At 58.0% G+C, this 17,744-nt stretch carries 9 protein-coding genes and 1 tRNA gene; 5 read left to right on the plus strand and 5 right to left on the minus strand.

Going from position 1 to position 17,744, the window contains the following annotated elements; all coding sequences use genetic code 11:
- Nucleotides 1-6 precede the first annotated feature (6 nt).
- On the minus strand, nt 7-1,872 hold the full coding sequence (gene htpG / locus HY962_00425; protein ID MBI5645368.1) for a molecular chaperone HtpG: 1,866 nt from the start codon (nt 1,870-1,872) through the stop codon (nt 7-9).
- Nucleotides 1,873-2,217: 345 nt separating this feature from the next.
- Between htpG and HY962_00430 the strand changes: the two genes are divergently transcribed.
- Entirely contained in the window at nt 2,218-5,058 is a 2,841-nt protein-coding gene (locus HY962_00430; GenBank protein MBI5645369.1) for a serine hydrolase, read from the plus strand.
- An 8-nt stretch (nt 5,059-5,066) separates the two neighbouring features.
- Here the strand turns inward: HY962_00430 and HY962_00435 are convergent, their stop codons facing one another.
- On the minus strand, nt 5,067-7,829 hold the full coding sequence (locus HY962_00435; protein MBI5645370.1) for a T9SS type A sorting domain-containing protein: 2,763 nt from the start codon (nt 7,827-7,829) through the stop codon (nt 5,067-5,069).
- 203 nt (nt 7,830-8,032) lie between these two features.
- On the opposite strand from HY962_00435, the gene HY962_00440 reads away from it, so the two are divergent.
- From HY962_00440 to HY962_00450, 3 genes are all read left to right on the plus strand, one after another.
- Nucleotides 8,033-10,090, plus strand: a complete 2,058-nt coding sequence (locus tag HY962_00440; protein ID MBI5645371.1) for a hypothetical protein — start codon at nt 8,033-8,035, stop codon at nt 10,088-10,090.
- Nucleotides 10,091-10,132: 42 nt separating this feature from the next.
- Nucleotides 10,133-11,815 carry a M2 family metallopeptidase gene (locus HY962_00445; GenBank protein ID MBI5645372.1) on the plus strand — a complete coding sequence of 561 codons (1,683 nt, stop codon included), beginning with the start codon at nt 10,133-10,135 and terminating at the stop codon, nt 11,813-11,815.
- Nucleotides 11,816-12,114: 299 nt separating this feature from the next.
- Complete coding sequence (locus tag HY962_00450) at nt 12,115-13,782, plus strand: T9SS type A sorting domain-containing protein (protein MBI5645373.1); 1,668 nt, start codon at nt 12,115-12,117, stop codon at nt 13,780-13,782.
- Between the two features lie 139 nt (nt 13,783-13,921).
- Here the strand turns inward: HY962_00450 and HY962_00455 are convergent, their stop codons facing one another.
- Both HY962_00455 and HY962_00460 read right to left on the minus strand, forming a co-directional pair.
- The gene (locus HY962_00455; GenBank protein MBI5645374.1) at nt 13,922-15,199 is read right to left on the minus strand and encodes a hypothetical protein; all 1,278 of its coding nucleotides are present in this window, start codon (nt 15,197-15,199) and stop codon (nt 13,922-13,924) included.
- Between the two features lie 453 nt (nt 15,200-15,652).
- A tRNA-Ile gene (locus HY962_00460) sits at nt 15,653-15,726 on the minus strand.
- A gap of 190 nt (nt 15,727-15,916) precedes the next feature.
- Between HY962_00460 and HY962_00465 the strand changes: the two genes are divergently transcribed.
- On the plus strand, nt 15,917-17,101 hold the full coding sequence (locus tag HY962_00465; protein MBI5645375.1) for a hypothetical protein: 1,185 nt from the start codon (nt 15,917-15,919) through the stop codon (nt 17,099-17,101).
- Between the two features lie 33 nt (nt 17,102-17,134).
- Here the strand turns inward: HY962_00465 and HY962_00470 are convergent, their stop codons facing one another.
- Nucleotides 17,135-17,695 carry a bifunctional (p)ppGpp synthetase/guanosine-3',5'-bis(diphosphate) 3'-pyrophosphohydrolase gene (locus HY962_00470; GenBank protein MBI5645376.1) on the minus strand — a complete coding sequence of 187 codons (561 nt, stop codon included), beginning with the start codon at nt 17,693-17,695 and terminating at the stop codon, nt 17,135-17,137.
- Nucleotides 17,696-17,744: the final 49 nt, after the last annotated feature.

A 17,744-nucleotide genomic window follows, 5' to 3' on the forward strand; every position in this document is an offset into this window, starting at 1 on the left:
GTTGCGTCACGGACGTGTCGCGCGTTCCATAAAGTTTGTCATCCGCCGCACAAAATCCGCGGGTGCGGTCAGTGCGCGCTCCATGATAAGCGCGCCCTCGTACACCTGCTCGATCGCATCGCGGAGGAGAGGATCCGCTGGAGAGCTTGCGGCAATTCTGGCAAGGTTCCGCATCAATGGATGCGACAGGTTCAACTCCAGTATTTTTTTTGCGCTTTCGAAGTTGCTGTCGATTGCACGCATCATGCGCTCCATTTGCGGGTCGAGGCCCGACGCTGCGACTACGAGTGTGGCCGCGGAATCCACAAGACGCCGGGATTCAGCAACATCCTTCACGCGGTCGCCCAGCACCTCGCGAAATGCTGCCAGCAACGCCGGCGCCCCGTCGGCGGCGTCGGCGGCGTCGGCATCGGAGACCGTTGCTTGTGCAAAGTCGACGTCGGCCTTTTCGATACTGGCGAACGTTTTGCCTTCATATTCTCCGAGAGTTGGAACAACGAAGACATCGATCGGATCTGTCAGAAAGAGAACTTCGAGACCGTGTTTGCGGAAATACTCGAGGTTGGGATTGTGTTCGATCATCGCGCGATGCTCTCCTGCGATGAAGTAAATCTCCTTCTGCTCCGCCGGCATACGACTCGTGTACGTTGCGAGCGAAACCAGTTCGCCCGCGGGTGCCGCCGTGGATTCATACCGCAGTAGATCGAGAAGCCGCTCCTTGTTTGCGACGTCGGTCGACACGCCCAGTTTGAACAGCGGTGCAAAGGCCTTCCAAAACCGGTTGTACAACTCCTCGTCTTTGGCGGCCCATTCTTCGAGCAGTGCGAGCACGCGCCCCGTCACAATCTCTCTGATGCGCATGATGAACGGGCTCGACTGTGTCAATTCTCGCGATACGTTCAGAGGTAAATCCTCGGTATCGATCACGCCGCGCACAAACCGCAGATAGTCCGGCAGCAGGTCCTTGCAGTCATCCTGGATGAATACGCGGTTCGAATAGAGCTGTGGCCCCTTTTCCTCACGAGGGTCGAGGTACCGGCCAAGAGGTGTGGAAGGGATAAACAGCAGCGCTTTGAATGTGACGCGGCCCTCCACACCGAAGTGCAGATGACCGAGCGGCGGAGTGGCATCGCCCGCGATAAACGTGAAGAACTCGCCGCGCTCGGTGTCGTTCACCTCGTCCTTTGCTCGTTGCCAGAGAGCGGTGACAGTGTTTACCTGCTCGCCGTTTATGGATATGGGGAAGTTCACAAAGTTCGAATACTTCCGGATCACGTCCTTCACCCGCCAGACATGCGCGAATTCCGCGGCATCGTCCTTCAGCGTGAATATTATGCGTGTGCCGCGATGAGGGCGGTCAATTTCCTCGATCGTGAAACGGCCTTCGCCGCGCGATGTCCAGCGCAGGCCCTTGGAATCAGGCCCCGCGTGGCGCGTCTCGATGTGTATTTCATCCGTCACCATAAACGCGGAATAAAAGCCGACACCGAATTTCCCTATCAGTTCACTGCCGTCAATTGCACCCTCCCCTGATCGCGCGGAACGAATAAAGTCAAGCGTACCGGACGATGCGATCGTGCCGATGCGCTCGACAAGATCCTCGCGCGTCATGCCGATGCCCGTGTCTTCGATGGAGAATGACTTGGTTTTTTCGTCAATCTCGATGGTGATGCCCAGCGCGGCATCGGAATCCAGAACCGGCGTGTTTGTTACCTGCATGAATCGGACCTTGTTCAAGGCGTCCGACGCATTCGAGATCAGCTCTCGGAGAAATACCTCAGGGTGCGTGTATAAGGAATGGATGATCAAGTGCAGCAACTGCTGCATTTCGGCCTTGTACTCGTATTCCTGAATGTGTGTCTCGTTCGTCATCGTGGTGGATCCTCTTGCGGGTGAGTGTATCACGCGTCACTCGGTGCAGGCATTGATTCCGGCCGGAGGTTCGCGCAACCACAAATGTACGCCTGTTTCAGTCGCGTGGTCAAGACTTTCGCGGGATGCCGCGGCGGGCCTGCTGTGAGACGGAAAAATGTTACCTTCACACCATGCACATGCCGCGAGTTCCAATGCACACGCGGGAAATCTCCACACTTTACTCACGCCATGGTCACGATCCGTTTGAACAACATTCTGTTTGTTTCGACTTGCCTCTGTATCGGCGCACTGTCATTTGCCGGATGCGGCCTGTTCCGCGCAGGCGTGGTACCTCCGCCGCACATGGAAAGTCGCGAGCCGGTGCGTGTGCCCCCCGTGTCGCAGCCCCCGCTCCACATCGAGGAACTTCCGCCGGACTCACTGCTTCAAGACGGGGACGGCACCATACACCCGGCGATGACCTCAACATGGGTCGACAGCGTGCTTGCAGGTCTGTCCCTGCGTCGAAAAGTGGCGCAGATGATTGTTCCGTTCACATATAGCAACACTGATGGAAAAAAGCTGCGCGAGTTGCGCGAGCAGGTGCGCGAACTTGGAGTTGGCGGTGTGATTATTTCGCTGGGTGATAAAAGCAATGCCGAGGCACTTGTTGACACGCTCCAATCCTGGTCGTCAGTGCCCTTGATGATCTCCGCCGATTTTGAGAATGGATTGACGATGCGGTTAACCGGTGCCACGGAGTTTCCGTCGCTCATGGCTTTAGGTGCTGCGGATGATCCGGATCTTGCCTATGCCATGGGACGCGCCGTCGCCGAAGAGGCGCGCGAGGTGGGAGTGCATCAGAACTACTCGCCTGTTGCCGACGTGAACAATAATCCCGACAATCCTGTCATCAACGTCCGCTCCTTCGGAGAAGACGCGCCGCGGGTCGCTTCGCTTGCGGAGGCCTACATGCGCGGGCTGCAGGACGGCCGTATGATCGCAACTGCAAAACACTTCCCCGGCCACGGCGACACCGATGTCGACTCACACAACGATCTGCCCGTGATAGCGCACTCCGCGGCGCGCCTCGATTCCGTCGAACTGTTCCCCTTCCGCCGCCTTATCGATGCAGGCGTGCTCTCTGTCATGCTGGGTCATCTTGCCGTGCCGGCAGTGGAACCGGACTCCACGCGCCCGGCAACCGCATCCGCCGCACTGATCGACACTCTGCTGCGCGCACGACTCGGGTTCCACGGTCTTGTGGTTACCGATGCACTGAATATGAAGGCCTTGACGCGCCGCTTCCGCAGCAACGGCGCCGTGGCGATGGAGGCAGCGCGTGCCGGAGCCGATGTTCTGCTTATGCCGGTCGATGCGGAAGACGCAGTCAATGCGGTTAGCAAGGCGGTGGAGGATGGGCTCATCAGCGCCGAATCCATCGACCGGAGAGTGCGGCGCATCCTCGTGTACAAAGAATGGCTCGGTCTGGCGCACCAGCGCGTGCCCGACCGCGCGCGCAGCGGCATTGCCACCGATAGCGCGCGCGCAGCACTTGCTCACTCCATCGCCCGCAGAACTGTGACCCTCGTGAAAAACGATTCCGGAGCGCTTCCGCTTCCACGCGTTCTGCCTGGGCGGACAGGCTGCATCTCGTTTCTGCACGGCAAGGAGAACGGCGACGAGCAGCGCTTCTCGTCCCTCCTCGCGGCAAGCGCGCCAGGGATACACCGCTTTACGGCTGAGAATACGATTCCACCGAAAGCGGCACGTGCTCTGCTCGATTCTCTGCGCCGTCTCGACATGCTCATCGTGGCGTCGTTCGTCAATGTTCGCACCGGTGCCGGCAGCATCGCCTTGTCGGAGGATCAGCAGGATCTGATGGAGCAGGTCCGCTCGATGAGAATTCCCGTGGTCCTGCTGAGTTTCGGCAGCCCGTACACTGGGAAAACATTGCCGTGGATCCCTTCATACATCTGTTCGTACGGCGACGATCTCCCTTCTCTCGAAACTACCATCGACGTCCTTTTTGGAGCGGTAAATCCCTCCGGCCGCCTGCCCGTCTCGTTACCGGGTTATGCCCCTCGCGGACACGGCCTCTCCTATCCGCTCGCGAACACGCTCGATGCGGCAGTCACTTCTCACGTGTTCCGTCGGGTGGATTCGCTTGTGAATCTGAAAATTCGAGAGAGGGCTTTCCCCGGTGCGCAGCTTCTTGTGATTCATAAAGGCACGATTGTGCATGAACGTTGTTTCGGTATGGTGTCATACGACACGAATGATGCGGTGACACAGGCAACCATGTACGACCTCGCGTCGTTGTCGAAAGTGGTCTCGACCACAACCGCCGCCATGAAGCTGTGGGAAACCGGACGGCTGGATCTCGACGCTCCCGTGGCGCGCTACATCCCATCATTTGCACGCAACGGAAAGGCACACGTCACGATTCGCCACCTGCTCACGCATTCCGCAGGACTTCCCCCATTCAAACCGTACTTCACCTTCTGCACCGATGCAGCACAGGCATTGGATACAATTTTCGCCTCGCCGCTCGACTACGTTCCGGGCACACGCACTGTGTATTCGGATCTCGGAATGATCACACTCGCAAAGGTGATTGAACGGATCACCGGAATCCCTCTCGATATTTATGCGCGCGAGCTGATTTTTGCGCCGCTCGGCATGTCCGCGACGATGTACACTCCTCCCGATTCGCTCGTTGACCGTTGTGCACCGACGGAGTACGACGCCGCCTGGCGGAAACGTCTGCTGCGTGGCACCGTGCACGACGAGACGGCCGCCCTGCTCGGCGGTGTGGCTGGACACGCGGGGCTCTTTTCTACCGCCCGGGACCTCGGACGCTTTGCACTCATGCTTATCGGAGGAGGTGAACTCGACGGTTCGCGCATTGTACGACGCACAACCATCGACATGTTTACGCGAAGGCAGGGAGCAAGTTCACGGGCTCTCGGATGGGATACCAAATCGAGTCTGGGTTCGAGCGCGGGCCGGTATTTCTCGACGCGCGCCTTCGGACATACCGGATTCACGGGCACGTCGCTCTGGATCGACCGCGATGCGGGAATCGCCGTTGTGTTTCTCACAAATCGAGTGCACCCCACACGCGAGAACCGTGTGCTGCTCGGCTTCCGCCCCATCCTGCACGATGCCGTGCGAGAAGCTCTGTCGCGAATCGGAGAGTAGACGAAATCCTACCGGATAAAACGCAGTCTCCGCGCAATGCCCCCCGCGTGAACAGACGCGATGTACACGCCGCGGGGAAGGTCCTGCAACCACAACGTCACGCTCTGCACACCGCCATCCGCGGAAATTTTGGACCTGCTGCACACGGAACCCCGGACGTTCACAATCTCGATGTCGACGATACGACCGGCGGGGGCGCGGAATTCCATCATCGCCTGCGGCGCATTCACCCCGGGATTCGGATACACGCCGAAAAGCTCAAGTTCGCCTGCGGGATCAACGGATTCGGAACCTGTCGGAACCTCTCCGAGTTCAAAAAACACTGTATCACCAAAGGGTACTTTTGTCGACCATCCGCGATTATCACTCGCTTCCACGAACCACTGCAGCCAGCGCGTCTGCGCGGGCAGCGTAAGCGGCACGGTCTGTAACACTCCGGGTGTCGGTGTGAAGGGCAGTGTTGCGAACGGATCACCGGGACGCGTGCGCCAGCGCACGGCTGCGGCTCCCGCACTCCAGGCGGCATCCCACGGATCGCCGGTAATACGGATATAAAGATCCAAAACTCCGCCACCACGCAGCGTTGTCGGCGGACAATGTTCGATGTAGGGCGCGTGATTCCACGCGTACTCGCCGAAGGGCTTCAAGTACCCGTAGTTCGCGCGCCACGTGGTGTACATCATGCCGCGTGTGTTCGGGACTCCCCGCATCCACTCCTTCCAGATGCGGATGTCGTTTTCGTCACCGTCGTAGAATGGTGCGGAAATCTGTCTGAATCCACGCGAGGCGAAGAAGTCCAGACTTTTCTGCACAATGCCCTCGCGCCCATTCCAGTTGACGATGCCGATGTCTTTCGGGAGAAGATCGGCACTGCCGCGCAGATCGCCGTTGACAAGGTAGTAGTTCCGTCGCACGGCGTTGTGGAATTCGTCGAACATGTCGGACCATATCCACAGATCGGCGTTTGGACGCGCGCGGCGTATGATGTCGCGGCAACGCGACACGTTTTCCGCCAGCAATTGTCCCGGTGTGAGTCCGCGCGACTGATCACCGAGATCCCAGTTCAGCGTGCGTATTTCGTCGTGTTGCATGAAATACGTTTCCGCCCGCATGACAGTATCGAGCGCGCGGAATTCCCTGTCGAGAATGTCGTACACGACGGGTTCAGACGGCGTCATCATGACCTGCCCGCCGTATATCACTGTCGCATGATAGTACGACACGTAGAATGTGTCCGACGACATGTTCCGCGGTCGGATCCGCGGAGGGGTGTGATAGGTGTCGTACGATCCGGGCCATGGATTCCGGCCCATTCCCGCATCGCGAAGTGTATCGAAATCCGACCCTTCTGCATAGACACGGGCACCGGACTCGTCCTCGACCTTTAATGGTGCACCCGGTCTGCGTATGAGATTCACGAGCCCCGTTTCGTCGAAAGAGAGGTCATCCCACCAGATCTTTCCACCCTTGGCGTCCCATACCCCCCAGTACACAGTAACGGTATCGGATTCGAGACTGTTGAAGGTGAACTCGAGCTTCCGCCAGTCGCCCGTCGACGACGGCAGGCTGATGTCGGTGAATAGGAGCGTCGAGTTTTTATTTCCGATGGCCGTCATCGTGATACAGTTCGCGGGCAACAATCCCTCCGTGCGCACCCAGCCGGAGAGCCGGAACTGTGCGAAGGGAGGAACCTGGCGACGCAACGCGATGCGCCCATGGCCATATTGCGGATCATACGTCGCGAATTTTTCGAATCGGACGCTGGCCTTGCCGCCATGTTTCACCGCGAGGTCCACATAACTGATCTTCCCCGGCTGGTCGATGAAGGTGAAGCCGGGAATGATATCCGAACCACTGAGTTGCTCGAAGTCGCCGTTGGGCATGGGAGGAATACGGCCAAGGAGCGAGGCGGTGGTGTCGCCCGGGAACTGCACATAGGGCTGACGGACTACAGGCACGCCCGCGGCGAGATTCGGATCGTGATAGAGCATCGATTCGGAATACCCGAACGGCATCACGCCGGGAATGATCGACAGCCGCCTGTCGGCGGACCATCGAAGAAGCGAGCGCAGGGAATCGAAATAAAAATTCGGGAGAGTGGTTGGCCGTGAAAATTTCGAGTCGCTCAGATGCACGCCATTGAGACGGTTCCGGTACGCATCAGTCCATACCTGCTTGGCCTTGGTGATATTCGCTCCCACCTGTACGTTGGTTGAGTAGTACAGCCAGCGGATCGGAAACTCGGGCGCGTCGACAATGCGGCACGCGTGCAGCCAGCGTGAAGGTGATGCAGCGAGTAATTGCAGGAATGTATCGGCACCGTACCAGAGGCCTGCGGAGTCCGATCCGACAATGAGCGCGCGCATCGGCGTGACATCGAGCACATACCCTTCGGGTCCGGGATACGTGGGCGTGACAACTATTTTCTGATCTGGCACCGCGTCGAGAAGCCGTCGCAGAAAAGGAACTCCCGTTCCGATAAAGATCCCGGACGCGGTCGAATCAGCGTCCGACCACAGCGCTACGGGCAGCGTGTTTAATCCGAGTCCGCGTAGACGTGCATTGATATCGGCCGCAATTCCCCACGCAGGATTAGAGGGATCAAGGAAGATCGGATGCACCGGAGATGGAGAGTACACCGCCGAGAACATCAGCCGCACATAGGCCTGTCGCGGCTGCGGCCTGAGGGAATCGAGTCGGGTCTGCGCAGATACACCTGCGATGGTCAGCAGCAAGGAGAATACTATCGCTACTATGCGCACGCTTTTCATCTCTCCTATCTCCGTTATGAAGAGGGAAATGTACCTGTTCCGGAAACTTGGGGAAAGTCGAACCTGCGGGTGCACAAAAATGGTTCCATACGCACGTATCCGATACGCAGGGCCGCGTCTGCCAATCCGGTGTGCCGTATATTTGTGGAGCGCACTGTTGGGCGCTCGAGGCCCTTCTCCCGCTCACGCTCACTCAAGACCCCATGAAACCACTCGCCGCCGTCGCGCTGTTCTTCTGTGCCATTACGACCATGTCGGCACAGGACGAACTCCTCCGTAGCGCACTTTCATCCTTCGGACTCGATTCCGCCACTGTCGGATACAGGCCACAGCCAACGTGGGGCCCCGTCCCACGAAGCGATCCGTTCCGCCTGCCGTATTTCGACGGCCTTCTCGCACGCCCGCTTAAGATTCCGAACTTCACACGCGAGATGCTGTTTCGTTACACTGTGTGGATGACGGGCGACAGCAGCAACTTCGCAACACCCACGCAGCGCAAGGTACGGCCGCTCGCGGGCCTCATCTACAACTCCGCGAGGAATCTCGGACACGACGTCGGGCGCTATGGTTTCGACTACACACCTGTTGTACCTGCGGACCGGCCTCTCGCGCAGACCCTCGAGCGTGTTCTGCGTGCCGACGCGCGGGATCCGGGTAACGTGATCGTATACCCGTTGCCGACGCAGGACTGGTCGAACGATGTACGCAACGCCGAGTTGCAGGCGCAGAAGCTACCTCCCGGACTCGAACGGGTTGTTGCGTCCCTGCTCATAGCCATAGATGAAGCTGCCGTATGGCGCAACCGCTCTCTCGCGGCCATACCGAGGGCCCAATGGCCGTATATCTACCGCACCACCACGCTCGAAGAATCGCAGTGCGATGCGCACACCTTCGATCAGACCGTGTACGATGCGGCGGCCGCCTTCGACGTGATGAGTGCGTCGTGGGGTGCATCGTTGCTCGCACAGGCAGTCGAAAAGGCAGTGCCCGAACTCCGCTCCTTTCTAGGTCACACCGTGTCGCTCGACCTGCCCACCCCGCTGGGCAGGGTGATAATCGCCGGTGGCGGCAACGACGTCCACTATGCAAGCGACTGCGCCCTCCTCATCGATCTCGGAGGTGACGATTCGTACTTCGGTCCTGCCGGCGCGGCATCGCACGAGCGTCCGGTTTCCGTGCTCATCGATCTGAGTGGGAATGACAGATATGAGAACCGGCATTCCGGTATCGCGGCGCAGGGAGCAGGGGTGCTTGGCTTCGGCCTGCTTCTCGATCTCGGCGGAAACGATTCGTACTCGAGCCGCACATTTTCGCAGGGTTGCGGACGATTCGGTGTGGGCCTGCTGTACGACGAGTCGGGCAAGGACACATACTCGAGTGATGGATTCAGCCAGGGCGCGGGAATGTATGGCATCGGCATCCTCTTTGATCGCGCGGGTGACGATTCGTATTCAACCGTCTACTACGCGCAGGGTTATGGTTTTTCGGCCGGACTCGGACTCCTCGCCGACGGCAGTGGCGACGACAGCTATATCGCTGACGACACGCAGCTCACCCATGTGGGCGACGAGACGCCGAAACACAACGAGTCCGACGCGCAGGGCTACGGCGCCGGACGCCGCGGCGACCACACCGACGGGCACAACATGTCGGGCGGCCTCGGCATCCTGCACGACCTGTCGGGCGACGACTCCTACTCGGCGGGCGTGTTCGCGCAGGGCAGCGGCTACTGGTACGGCATGGGCGTGCTGAACGATCACGCGGGTGACGACACCTACCGCGGCGTGTTTTTCAACCTCGGGGCCGCGGCCCACTTCGCTATCGGCGCGCTGTTCGACGACGCGGGCGACGACCGCACCGACCTCGTCATGACGCTCGGACTCGGCACGGCGCACGATGCATCAGCCGCAATCTACATCGATGCCGACGGCAATGATTCGTACACTATGTCAAATGGCGACGATCGGGCATGCAGTCTCGGAAGCGCTCTGAACAATTCGTTCGCACTTTTCCTCAACATTCGCGGAAACGACAGCTATGCGCCCGTCGGAAACGCGCTTGGGTACGCCACCGCCCGACAGCGCGGCGAATGGGTAATCTATGCTCCGAGCACAGGACTGTTTTTTGACATCGGTGGACGAGATACATACACGTTCCGCTTCGGCGGTGAGAACAGCAGTTGGAGCACCTCCGACAAAAAGACCCCCGGCGTATTTACTCTTGGCCGCGACGTCGAACAGGGATCGATCCGCTTCGAATAACCTGCAAAAACATCCAGCACATTCATAACTACGAGCACATCCATGAAACGTTGTATCATCGCGCTGCTCCCGGCTATCCTCCTCTTCGCCGGATGCGGAACCCCGGAGAAAAAGGACATGAACAAGGATTTCACAGACTTCCTCACCGACTTCGAGAAACGGATCGCGCCTTTGAACAAGGATGCGAACCTTGCGTATTTCAACGCGACGATTTCCGGCCGTGATGAGGACTACAAAAAATCGGCCGATCTCGAACTCGAACGTTCCCGCCTTTTTGCGGACACCGCCGCGTTCGCCAAACTGAAGGCCATCAAGGAATCAGGATCCATAACTGATCCAATTCTCTCCAGGCAGCTCCTCGTACTGTACAATGCCTTCCTCGCAAAGCAAATCGATGACAAAACGCTCGAGGAGATGGTGCGTATGCAGAATGAAACGGAGCAGAAGTTCTCCACCTTCCGCGCGGAAGTACACGGCAAGCAGTTGACGGACAATCAACTCGAAGACGTGCTGAAAACCTCGAAGAACTCAAAGGAACTCGAGGCCGCGTGGGTCGCAAGCAAACACGTTGGTGACGTGGTGGTGAAGGACGTGCTCGCACTCGTAAAACTCCGGAACGACGTGGCGCGCAAGCTCGGCTTCAAGAATTACCACGCGATGCAGCTCGAACTCAGCGAGCAGAATCCGGACGACATCGAAAAATTGTTTGATGAACTCGATGCGCTTACTCGTGATGCTTTCACGAAACTGAAAGGCGACATCGACGGTTTCCTCGCCGCGCGTTACGGCATCCCGAAGGAGCAGCTCATGCCCTGGCATTATCAGAACCGCTACTTCCAGGAAGCGCCGCGTATCTACGATGTAGATCTTGATGCGCTGTACAAAGGAAAGGACATCGTCGGAATCGCGACAGGATACTTTGCGGGAATCGGTCTTCCGATCGACGACATGGTGGCCAAGAGCGATCTTTTTGAAAAACCGGGCAAATACCAGCATGCGTATTGCACCGATATCGACCGTGAGGGCGATGTGCGCGTTGTGTGCAATATCACGCCGAGTTACAACTGGATGAACACAACCCTGCATGAATACGGCCATGCGGTGTATTCAAAATTCCTCGATCGCACCGCCCCGTGGATCCTGCGCGAGGAAGCACACACCTTCACCACCGAAGCCATAGCGATGTTGTTCGGCCGCTTTGCCTCGAATCCTGCCTGGATGAAGGAGGTCGCGAACATGCAGCCCGACGTCGTCGATAAAGCGGCGGACGCAAGCCGCAAATCTCTCCGCCTCGAGCAGCTTGTGTTCAGCCGCTGGGCTCAGGTCATGTACCGCTTTGAAAAGGCGATGTACGAAAATCCGGACCAGGATCTCAACGCGTTGTGGTGGCAGCTCGTCGAAAAATATCAGGGGTTGAAAAAACCCGCGGGTCGCAATGCGCCAGACTGGGCGTCGAAAATCCATGTGGCGTTGTACCCTGCGTACTATCATAACTACCTGATGGGTGAATTGCTCGCCTCGCAATTGTGGTACTATATCAACGACCGAGTTCTGAAAGGCGCGGATCCATCAATACAGAGTTTTGCCGGAAAGACTGATGTCGGTGTATACCTGCGCGAGAAGGTCTTCATGCCGGCACGCACTCTGTTCTGGAACGATATGATCGAGGCAGCCACCGGCGAGAAACTCACGGCGAAATATTATGCGAGGCAGTTTGTGGACTGACCTGCGTGCCAGGTCTCACGACAGAAAGGCGGAATCGATGGATTCCGCCTTTTTGTTTTCAGATGCGAGAATACATCCCGGACGTCCGGTAACTACTGTTCGACATCGGGCTTGTGCAGGAATAGGCGAACATGTCCGAATGTGATACTTTTCCTCTTTCACATGCGCATGCCCCAACGTGCGCCGCGATGCATTCAGTCCCAATACGTATGTCGAAGCTCCCATACCTTCTCACTCTTTTGTGCCTCTGCAGCGGTCCTCTGATCGCACAGACAAACCCGCCGTGGGAGCGCCCATTGATGACCGCATGGTCGAAGGATGGAATCACTTTCGGCCCGCCTGTCATTTTTCAGGATTCCGCCGGCGTCCCGAGTGCCATCCGCTGGAAAGGCGACACGCTGGTCTGTGTTTTCCAATGGTTCCGACAGCCGATGAACACGACGACGTGGGATAGAGTCGCGGTGAAATTCTCGTTTGATGCCGGCAGCACCTGGACCGCTCCAGCACCGATCATCGTGAGCGGATTACCGGTCGGGTATCAGCGACCGTTTGATCCGACCATTGCAGTTCTTCCAAATGGGAGGCTGCGCCTCTACTACTCATCCAGCGACGGCATGCCGCCCGGCGGTTTGACATCCATCGTGAATACATATTCCGCGATCAGTTCGGATGGCGTCCACTTTGTATTCGAACCCGGTGCCCGTTTCGACGACGCGAACAGGGCCGTCATCGATCCGGCCGTCACATTTTTCAAGGGCATCTGGCAGTATGCTGCGCCTGCGGGTGCACCCCAGGATGGCGCCTTCCACGCGTCAAGCGGCGACGGACTCGAGTTCACGAGACACGCCTTGTACCCATCCGACAACCAGCACAATTGGACTGGAAATTTCCTCGCGACGGAGGCCGAAGAGTTGCGTTTCTACGGTTCCGGAAATAGGATCTGGTTCAATACTTCCAGCGATGGATTCACATGGCTGGGCTACACAAACACCACATTGACAGGTGGTGATCCCACCGTGGTGAAAACCCCTGCCGGAATGTTTCTCGCGATCTTTGTCGGACACCCGTACACACGGAGTGGATTTTTGTGCGGCGACACGTTGATTGACCCGCGTGACGGCCGACGCTATGGCACAGTCCGCATCGGCAGTGATTGTTGGATGAAGCAGAATCTGAATTTCGGCACCATGGTGCCGAGCGTCCCGTCGGCGACGCCACATTCTGATATGAGCGATAATGGCAGGCCGGAAAAATATGCCATGCACAACAATGCCGCGAATTTGGAATCGTTCGGCGGATTGTATGAATGGAATGAATTGATGAATTACTCGCCGGCGGAAGGCGGGCAGGGATTGTGTCCACCCGGATGGCATGTCTCCACCGATGCGGAGTGGCAGCGGCTCATCGCTGTTGCAGGCGGTTCATGGACTGATCCGTTCGCCGGACATGGCGGAAACGCGTTGAAACGAATCGGCGAAGGCTTCGGCCGGGGCGCTGGAACAGACCTCGTGAGATTCTCCGCACTACACGCGGGTGATCGTGACGCACTCGGAATATTTAACGGCGAGGGACTCCGCAGCATTTTCTGGACGTCCACTCGGGCCAATAACACTGATGCGTACCATTACACACTGTGGGCGGAAAACGATACGATACAGCGCCTCGTGCTCGGCAGCTCGACGGGCTTTTCGTGCCGGTGTGTTCTGAACGGCCCCACAAGTGGAATGAAGGCCATCCCGCCTACTGGAATCCGTGTGTCCGCGTACCCGAATCCGTTTTCTCGAACTATTGCAATCGCACCTGATGACGATGTGGCTCAATACATAATGATTGACGCCGCTGGCAGAGTGATCTGGTCCGGGCGGCATGTACAGACACAGGATTTCTCGACTCTGTCAGCGGGCAAATATTTCCTGCACGTTCGCTCAATGGATGGCACGCATACCATCCTTCTGATCAAAGAATAATGCTGAGTTTGCATCATCTTTTTGCGTCTGAGAGATAACTGCCCGTGGTTCATTCGTGCACGGTGAATCCCGAAAAGAGGAAAACGGCGGCCGACATTTCCAGTCCTGCCGCCGTTTCGATAAATCGAAACCTTCGGTGTCAGCGCACGAGTAAAAATGTTCGAGTAGCCAGTCCACCACCGGCCTGAAGGCTGCATGTGTACATCCCGGGGGCGAGGTCGTGCGCATTCCATTGTACATGATGGATGCCGGCCTGCACGGGTCGCGAGGGCATCAGCACATGTACACGGCCTGTCGCGTCGATCAACGTCAACGCGGCTGTGGATGCCCGCTCGATGCTGAAGGTGACAGTGCCCGATTCCTTCAACGGATGGGGTGTGACACCGTCAATGGAAAGTGCGATGGTCCTGTCTATGCCCGGGAGGGATGTCGGCTGAGGATCGAACGTGCGAACGCCGTCTTCACATGCGGCGTACAGTTGCCCATCGACGGTGAGCAGATCGGCAGCATAGCTGAAACCGATCGTTTCGCCCTGCTGCCAGGTCTGTCCGTGATCATCGGAGTGGAATGTGAGTGTGCCCTCGTGCAGCGTGTTCACAAGCGCATACACACGTGAGCCCAGTGTTGTGAGCCTGACGTCGAACGCCGCGGGAAACGGCGTCGGACACTCGGTCCAGGTCTGCGCCTCGTCATCACTCAGGAATACGCGTCTCGTGCCGGCAACCAGCAGGCGGCTTCCATCGCGGTGAAGGTCTACCAGTTCGAGTCCGGGAATCGGGGCGCCGGGTAGCGGCGCATCGAGCCACTTCGCTGCGCCCTGCGGCCGACGGAAAACGCCGCCGTTACCGCCCGCCGTTGCGATCATGGTCCCGTTCGACACCTCAAGAGTGTAAACGGTGTAGGAATTGTTCGATGACAGACCGTCGTTGAATGGTGTCCAGGAGGCGTCTCCAGCCCGGCGCACAAAGACACCGGCGCCACCGGTTCCCGCATAAAGCGAATCACCTCGTACGGCGAAACAGAGTATATCGCTCGCGCCCAATCCTGAAAATCCCTCGTTCGCTGCCGACCATGTCGCGCCTTCGTCGCTGCTGCGCCAGACCCCACTTTTGTACGTGCCGACGTAGAGATTGCCGTCGAATTGTGTGATTACGCTCAACGCGAGGATGTCGGGATGAACGATACCGAAGTCGGTCCAGGTATTACCCCGGTTATCGTTGCGGTACACACGCCGCTCGCCAACCGCGTGGAGCGTGCCATCTATGCGGGTGAGTGAGACAAATTGTTCGATGGGGAGGCCGGGAATGCGCGTCCACGATTGCGCCCGCGCGTCCTGCGACAGCGCAGTGAGGAAAGATGCGGAGAAGAGGAAAACTGCGGTGGATAGCAGCCTGATGGCTTTTATATGCTGTGACATCGTTCTTTCGATCTTGTAGGTGGAGAGCGTCGTATGTCATTAAACGGATAAATCGGCTCCGGGTTTCACCGGATCGTACTCTCATACACTCCCATGCCCGGTGTACACGTCGCTTCGCCGTGAAATACAGCAGCATCCCGATACGCGATTGTGTCGGCCTGTTCCTTTGGTTTGTGGATGATGTGATGTTTTCATCTATAATGATGCACGCATCCACTTGGATACGGACCATCCGTGGTGACCGGGGCGGCTCTTCGCAAGCACCACGAATCGTTCCGAGGGTTTTCTCGCGCCGCACACCGCGTGTGTTTCCTGACTCTGCGTGTGCGCGTGTTCCTTCCGACGCCGGCCGTATCGGACAGACACTGATCCGGCAGAAAGGTGATGCCGCACAGGTCGATCGCCAGCGCGCTAAAAGCACCACTGACATCTGAAGGCGGAGCAAAGTGAGTGTGGGCCCTGCCGGACTTGAACCAGCGACCAACGGATTATGAGTCCGCCGCTCTAACCAACTGAGCTAAGGGCCCTTTGCAGTCTGATAAAATATCGTGTGAAAGGAGGAAATCCAACCGCGCGCCTGCGGAATTTGTACCGTCGATTTCACGAGACAGGAAGACTCGCGGCATTATCGACCATGGGTGACATCTTGTCCCTTTGGGAATTGACGGCGTACATTGTTTTTCACCGTTCAGCAAGCTTCCTGATCCCGAATCCGTCATGATCCGCGCACTCCGTTCCGAATTTAATTTCGCATTTACACCTGAGCGGTACTCCACCTTCCTTGACCTGATGGATAGTCGCGCGGGCACACACATCGAATTCCGGATATGCGAAACACCCGTCTTTGTGCCTGAGACCCTCGAGGCGCAACTGTTTGCCGCAACGTGTGACATCCTTCGCCAACTTGTCACCGGCACAGCACGCGGGAACGCGCAGGCCGCGTATCCGACGGGCGCGGAGGCCCCGGACGAATCCCTGCATCCCGAGTTTGTGCAGGTGGATTTTGCTGTGACGCGCGAACAGGACGGGCAACTCGGCATACGCCTCATCGAACTTCAGGGCTTCCCTTCACTGTACGCGTTTCAGGAGATGTTCGGCCGGACGGCACGCGAGTTTTACGGATACAGTTCGCTGCGCCACCTCGCACCCGGCCTCTCGCCCGCAGCGTTTCACGAGCTGTTTCGCCTGGCTGTTGTCGGTCCGCACGATCCCTCGGAAGTGATTCTCCTGGAGGTCGACCCGTTGCACCAAAAAACCCTCCCCGATTTTCTGCTTACCGAGTCGATGCTGGGGATTGAGACGGTCGACATCACAACTGTGGTAAAAAAGGATCGACGACTCTTTTACTTGTCAAGGTCGGGCCGGCAAATCCCCATCCGCCGCATCTACAACCGCGCTATCATGGACGAAATTGTTCGTCGCGGCATCCGCGTGCCCTTTGCGTTCACCGACTCGCTGGACCTCGAATGGGCCTGCCATCCCAATTGGTTTTACCGCATCAGCAAGCTCGCTCTCCCGTTCATCGAACACCGGACGGTACCAGCCGCACATATTCTCGATGGCATCGATCCCATCCCGGAAAATCTTGATGACTATGTGCTGAAACCCCTGTATTCGTTCGCGGGTGGAGGCGTGATCGTCGGTCCTGCACGGGCGCAGGTGGAATCCATCCCCGCCACAATGCGTGGGCAGTATTTGCTGCAGGAACGAGTCCGTTATGCCCCGGTCCTCGAGACACCCTCGGGGCGAGCCTGCGTTGAACTGCGTGTGATGGTCTTGTGGATCGATGAGCCTGTGCCGGTGATGCTGCTTGCACGCACGGGCAAAGGCGCAATGATGGGTGTGGATTTCAACAGAAATTTCGACTGGGTTGGCGCGAGCTGTGCACTCATCTCCGCCTAGCGCCATCCCGGACTAACCCGACCGCGCCTCCGCTCACTCGCCCATCTCTCGCTGTACGTCCTCGACCACCGCGCGATACGCTTCAACAATCGGGTGATCCCACCCTGTCGCAACCGCGTCGAGGGCTTGGTAATAGAAATCGAGCGTCCGCTGTTTCCCACGCGCGAACTTCCGCCAGACGTCGTCGCCAATGAGTGCATGTGTGGCGAGGATGGACGACAGGTTGTGAATCTTGTCGGCCGCGCAAATGGCCTTGATCTCAGGTGGGGCATGCACGATGCCTGCCAGGTATCGCTTTTTACGCTCCTCCCATCGCCAGTGCTTCTCCTCTGTCACCGCCGTCACCATTGACGCGATCTCTTCCCCAAAATCCGCCGTGAGTTCTTCCACTGTGTACTCGGTGTCCTCCAATGTGTCGTGCAGCAATCCGGCTGCCACTACCGACTCGCGAAATCCCTGCCCCTGCAGGATGAAACCGACATGAATCAGATGTGTGACGTAGGGGACATCGGGATCGGTCTTTCTCATGTCGCCATCATGCAGCCGCATCGCCGTGCGCACGGCGCGTTCAATCAGCGGAGAAAATGTATACATGGAACAGCTCGCTTCCGAGAAATGTGTCAGATGAATGTATCCGTACGTT

This window comes from Ignavibacteriota bacterium (assembly GCA_016218045.1).
Classification (GTDB): domain Bacteria; phylum Bacteroidota; class Ignavibacteria; order SZUA-365; family SZUA-365; genus JACRFB01.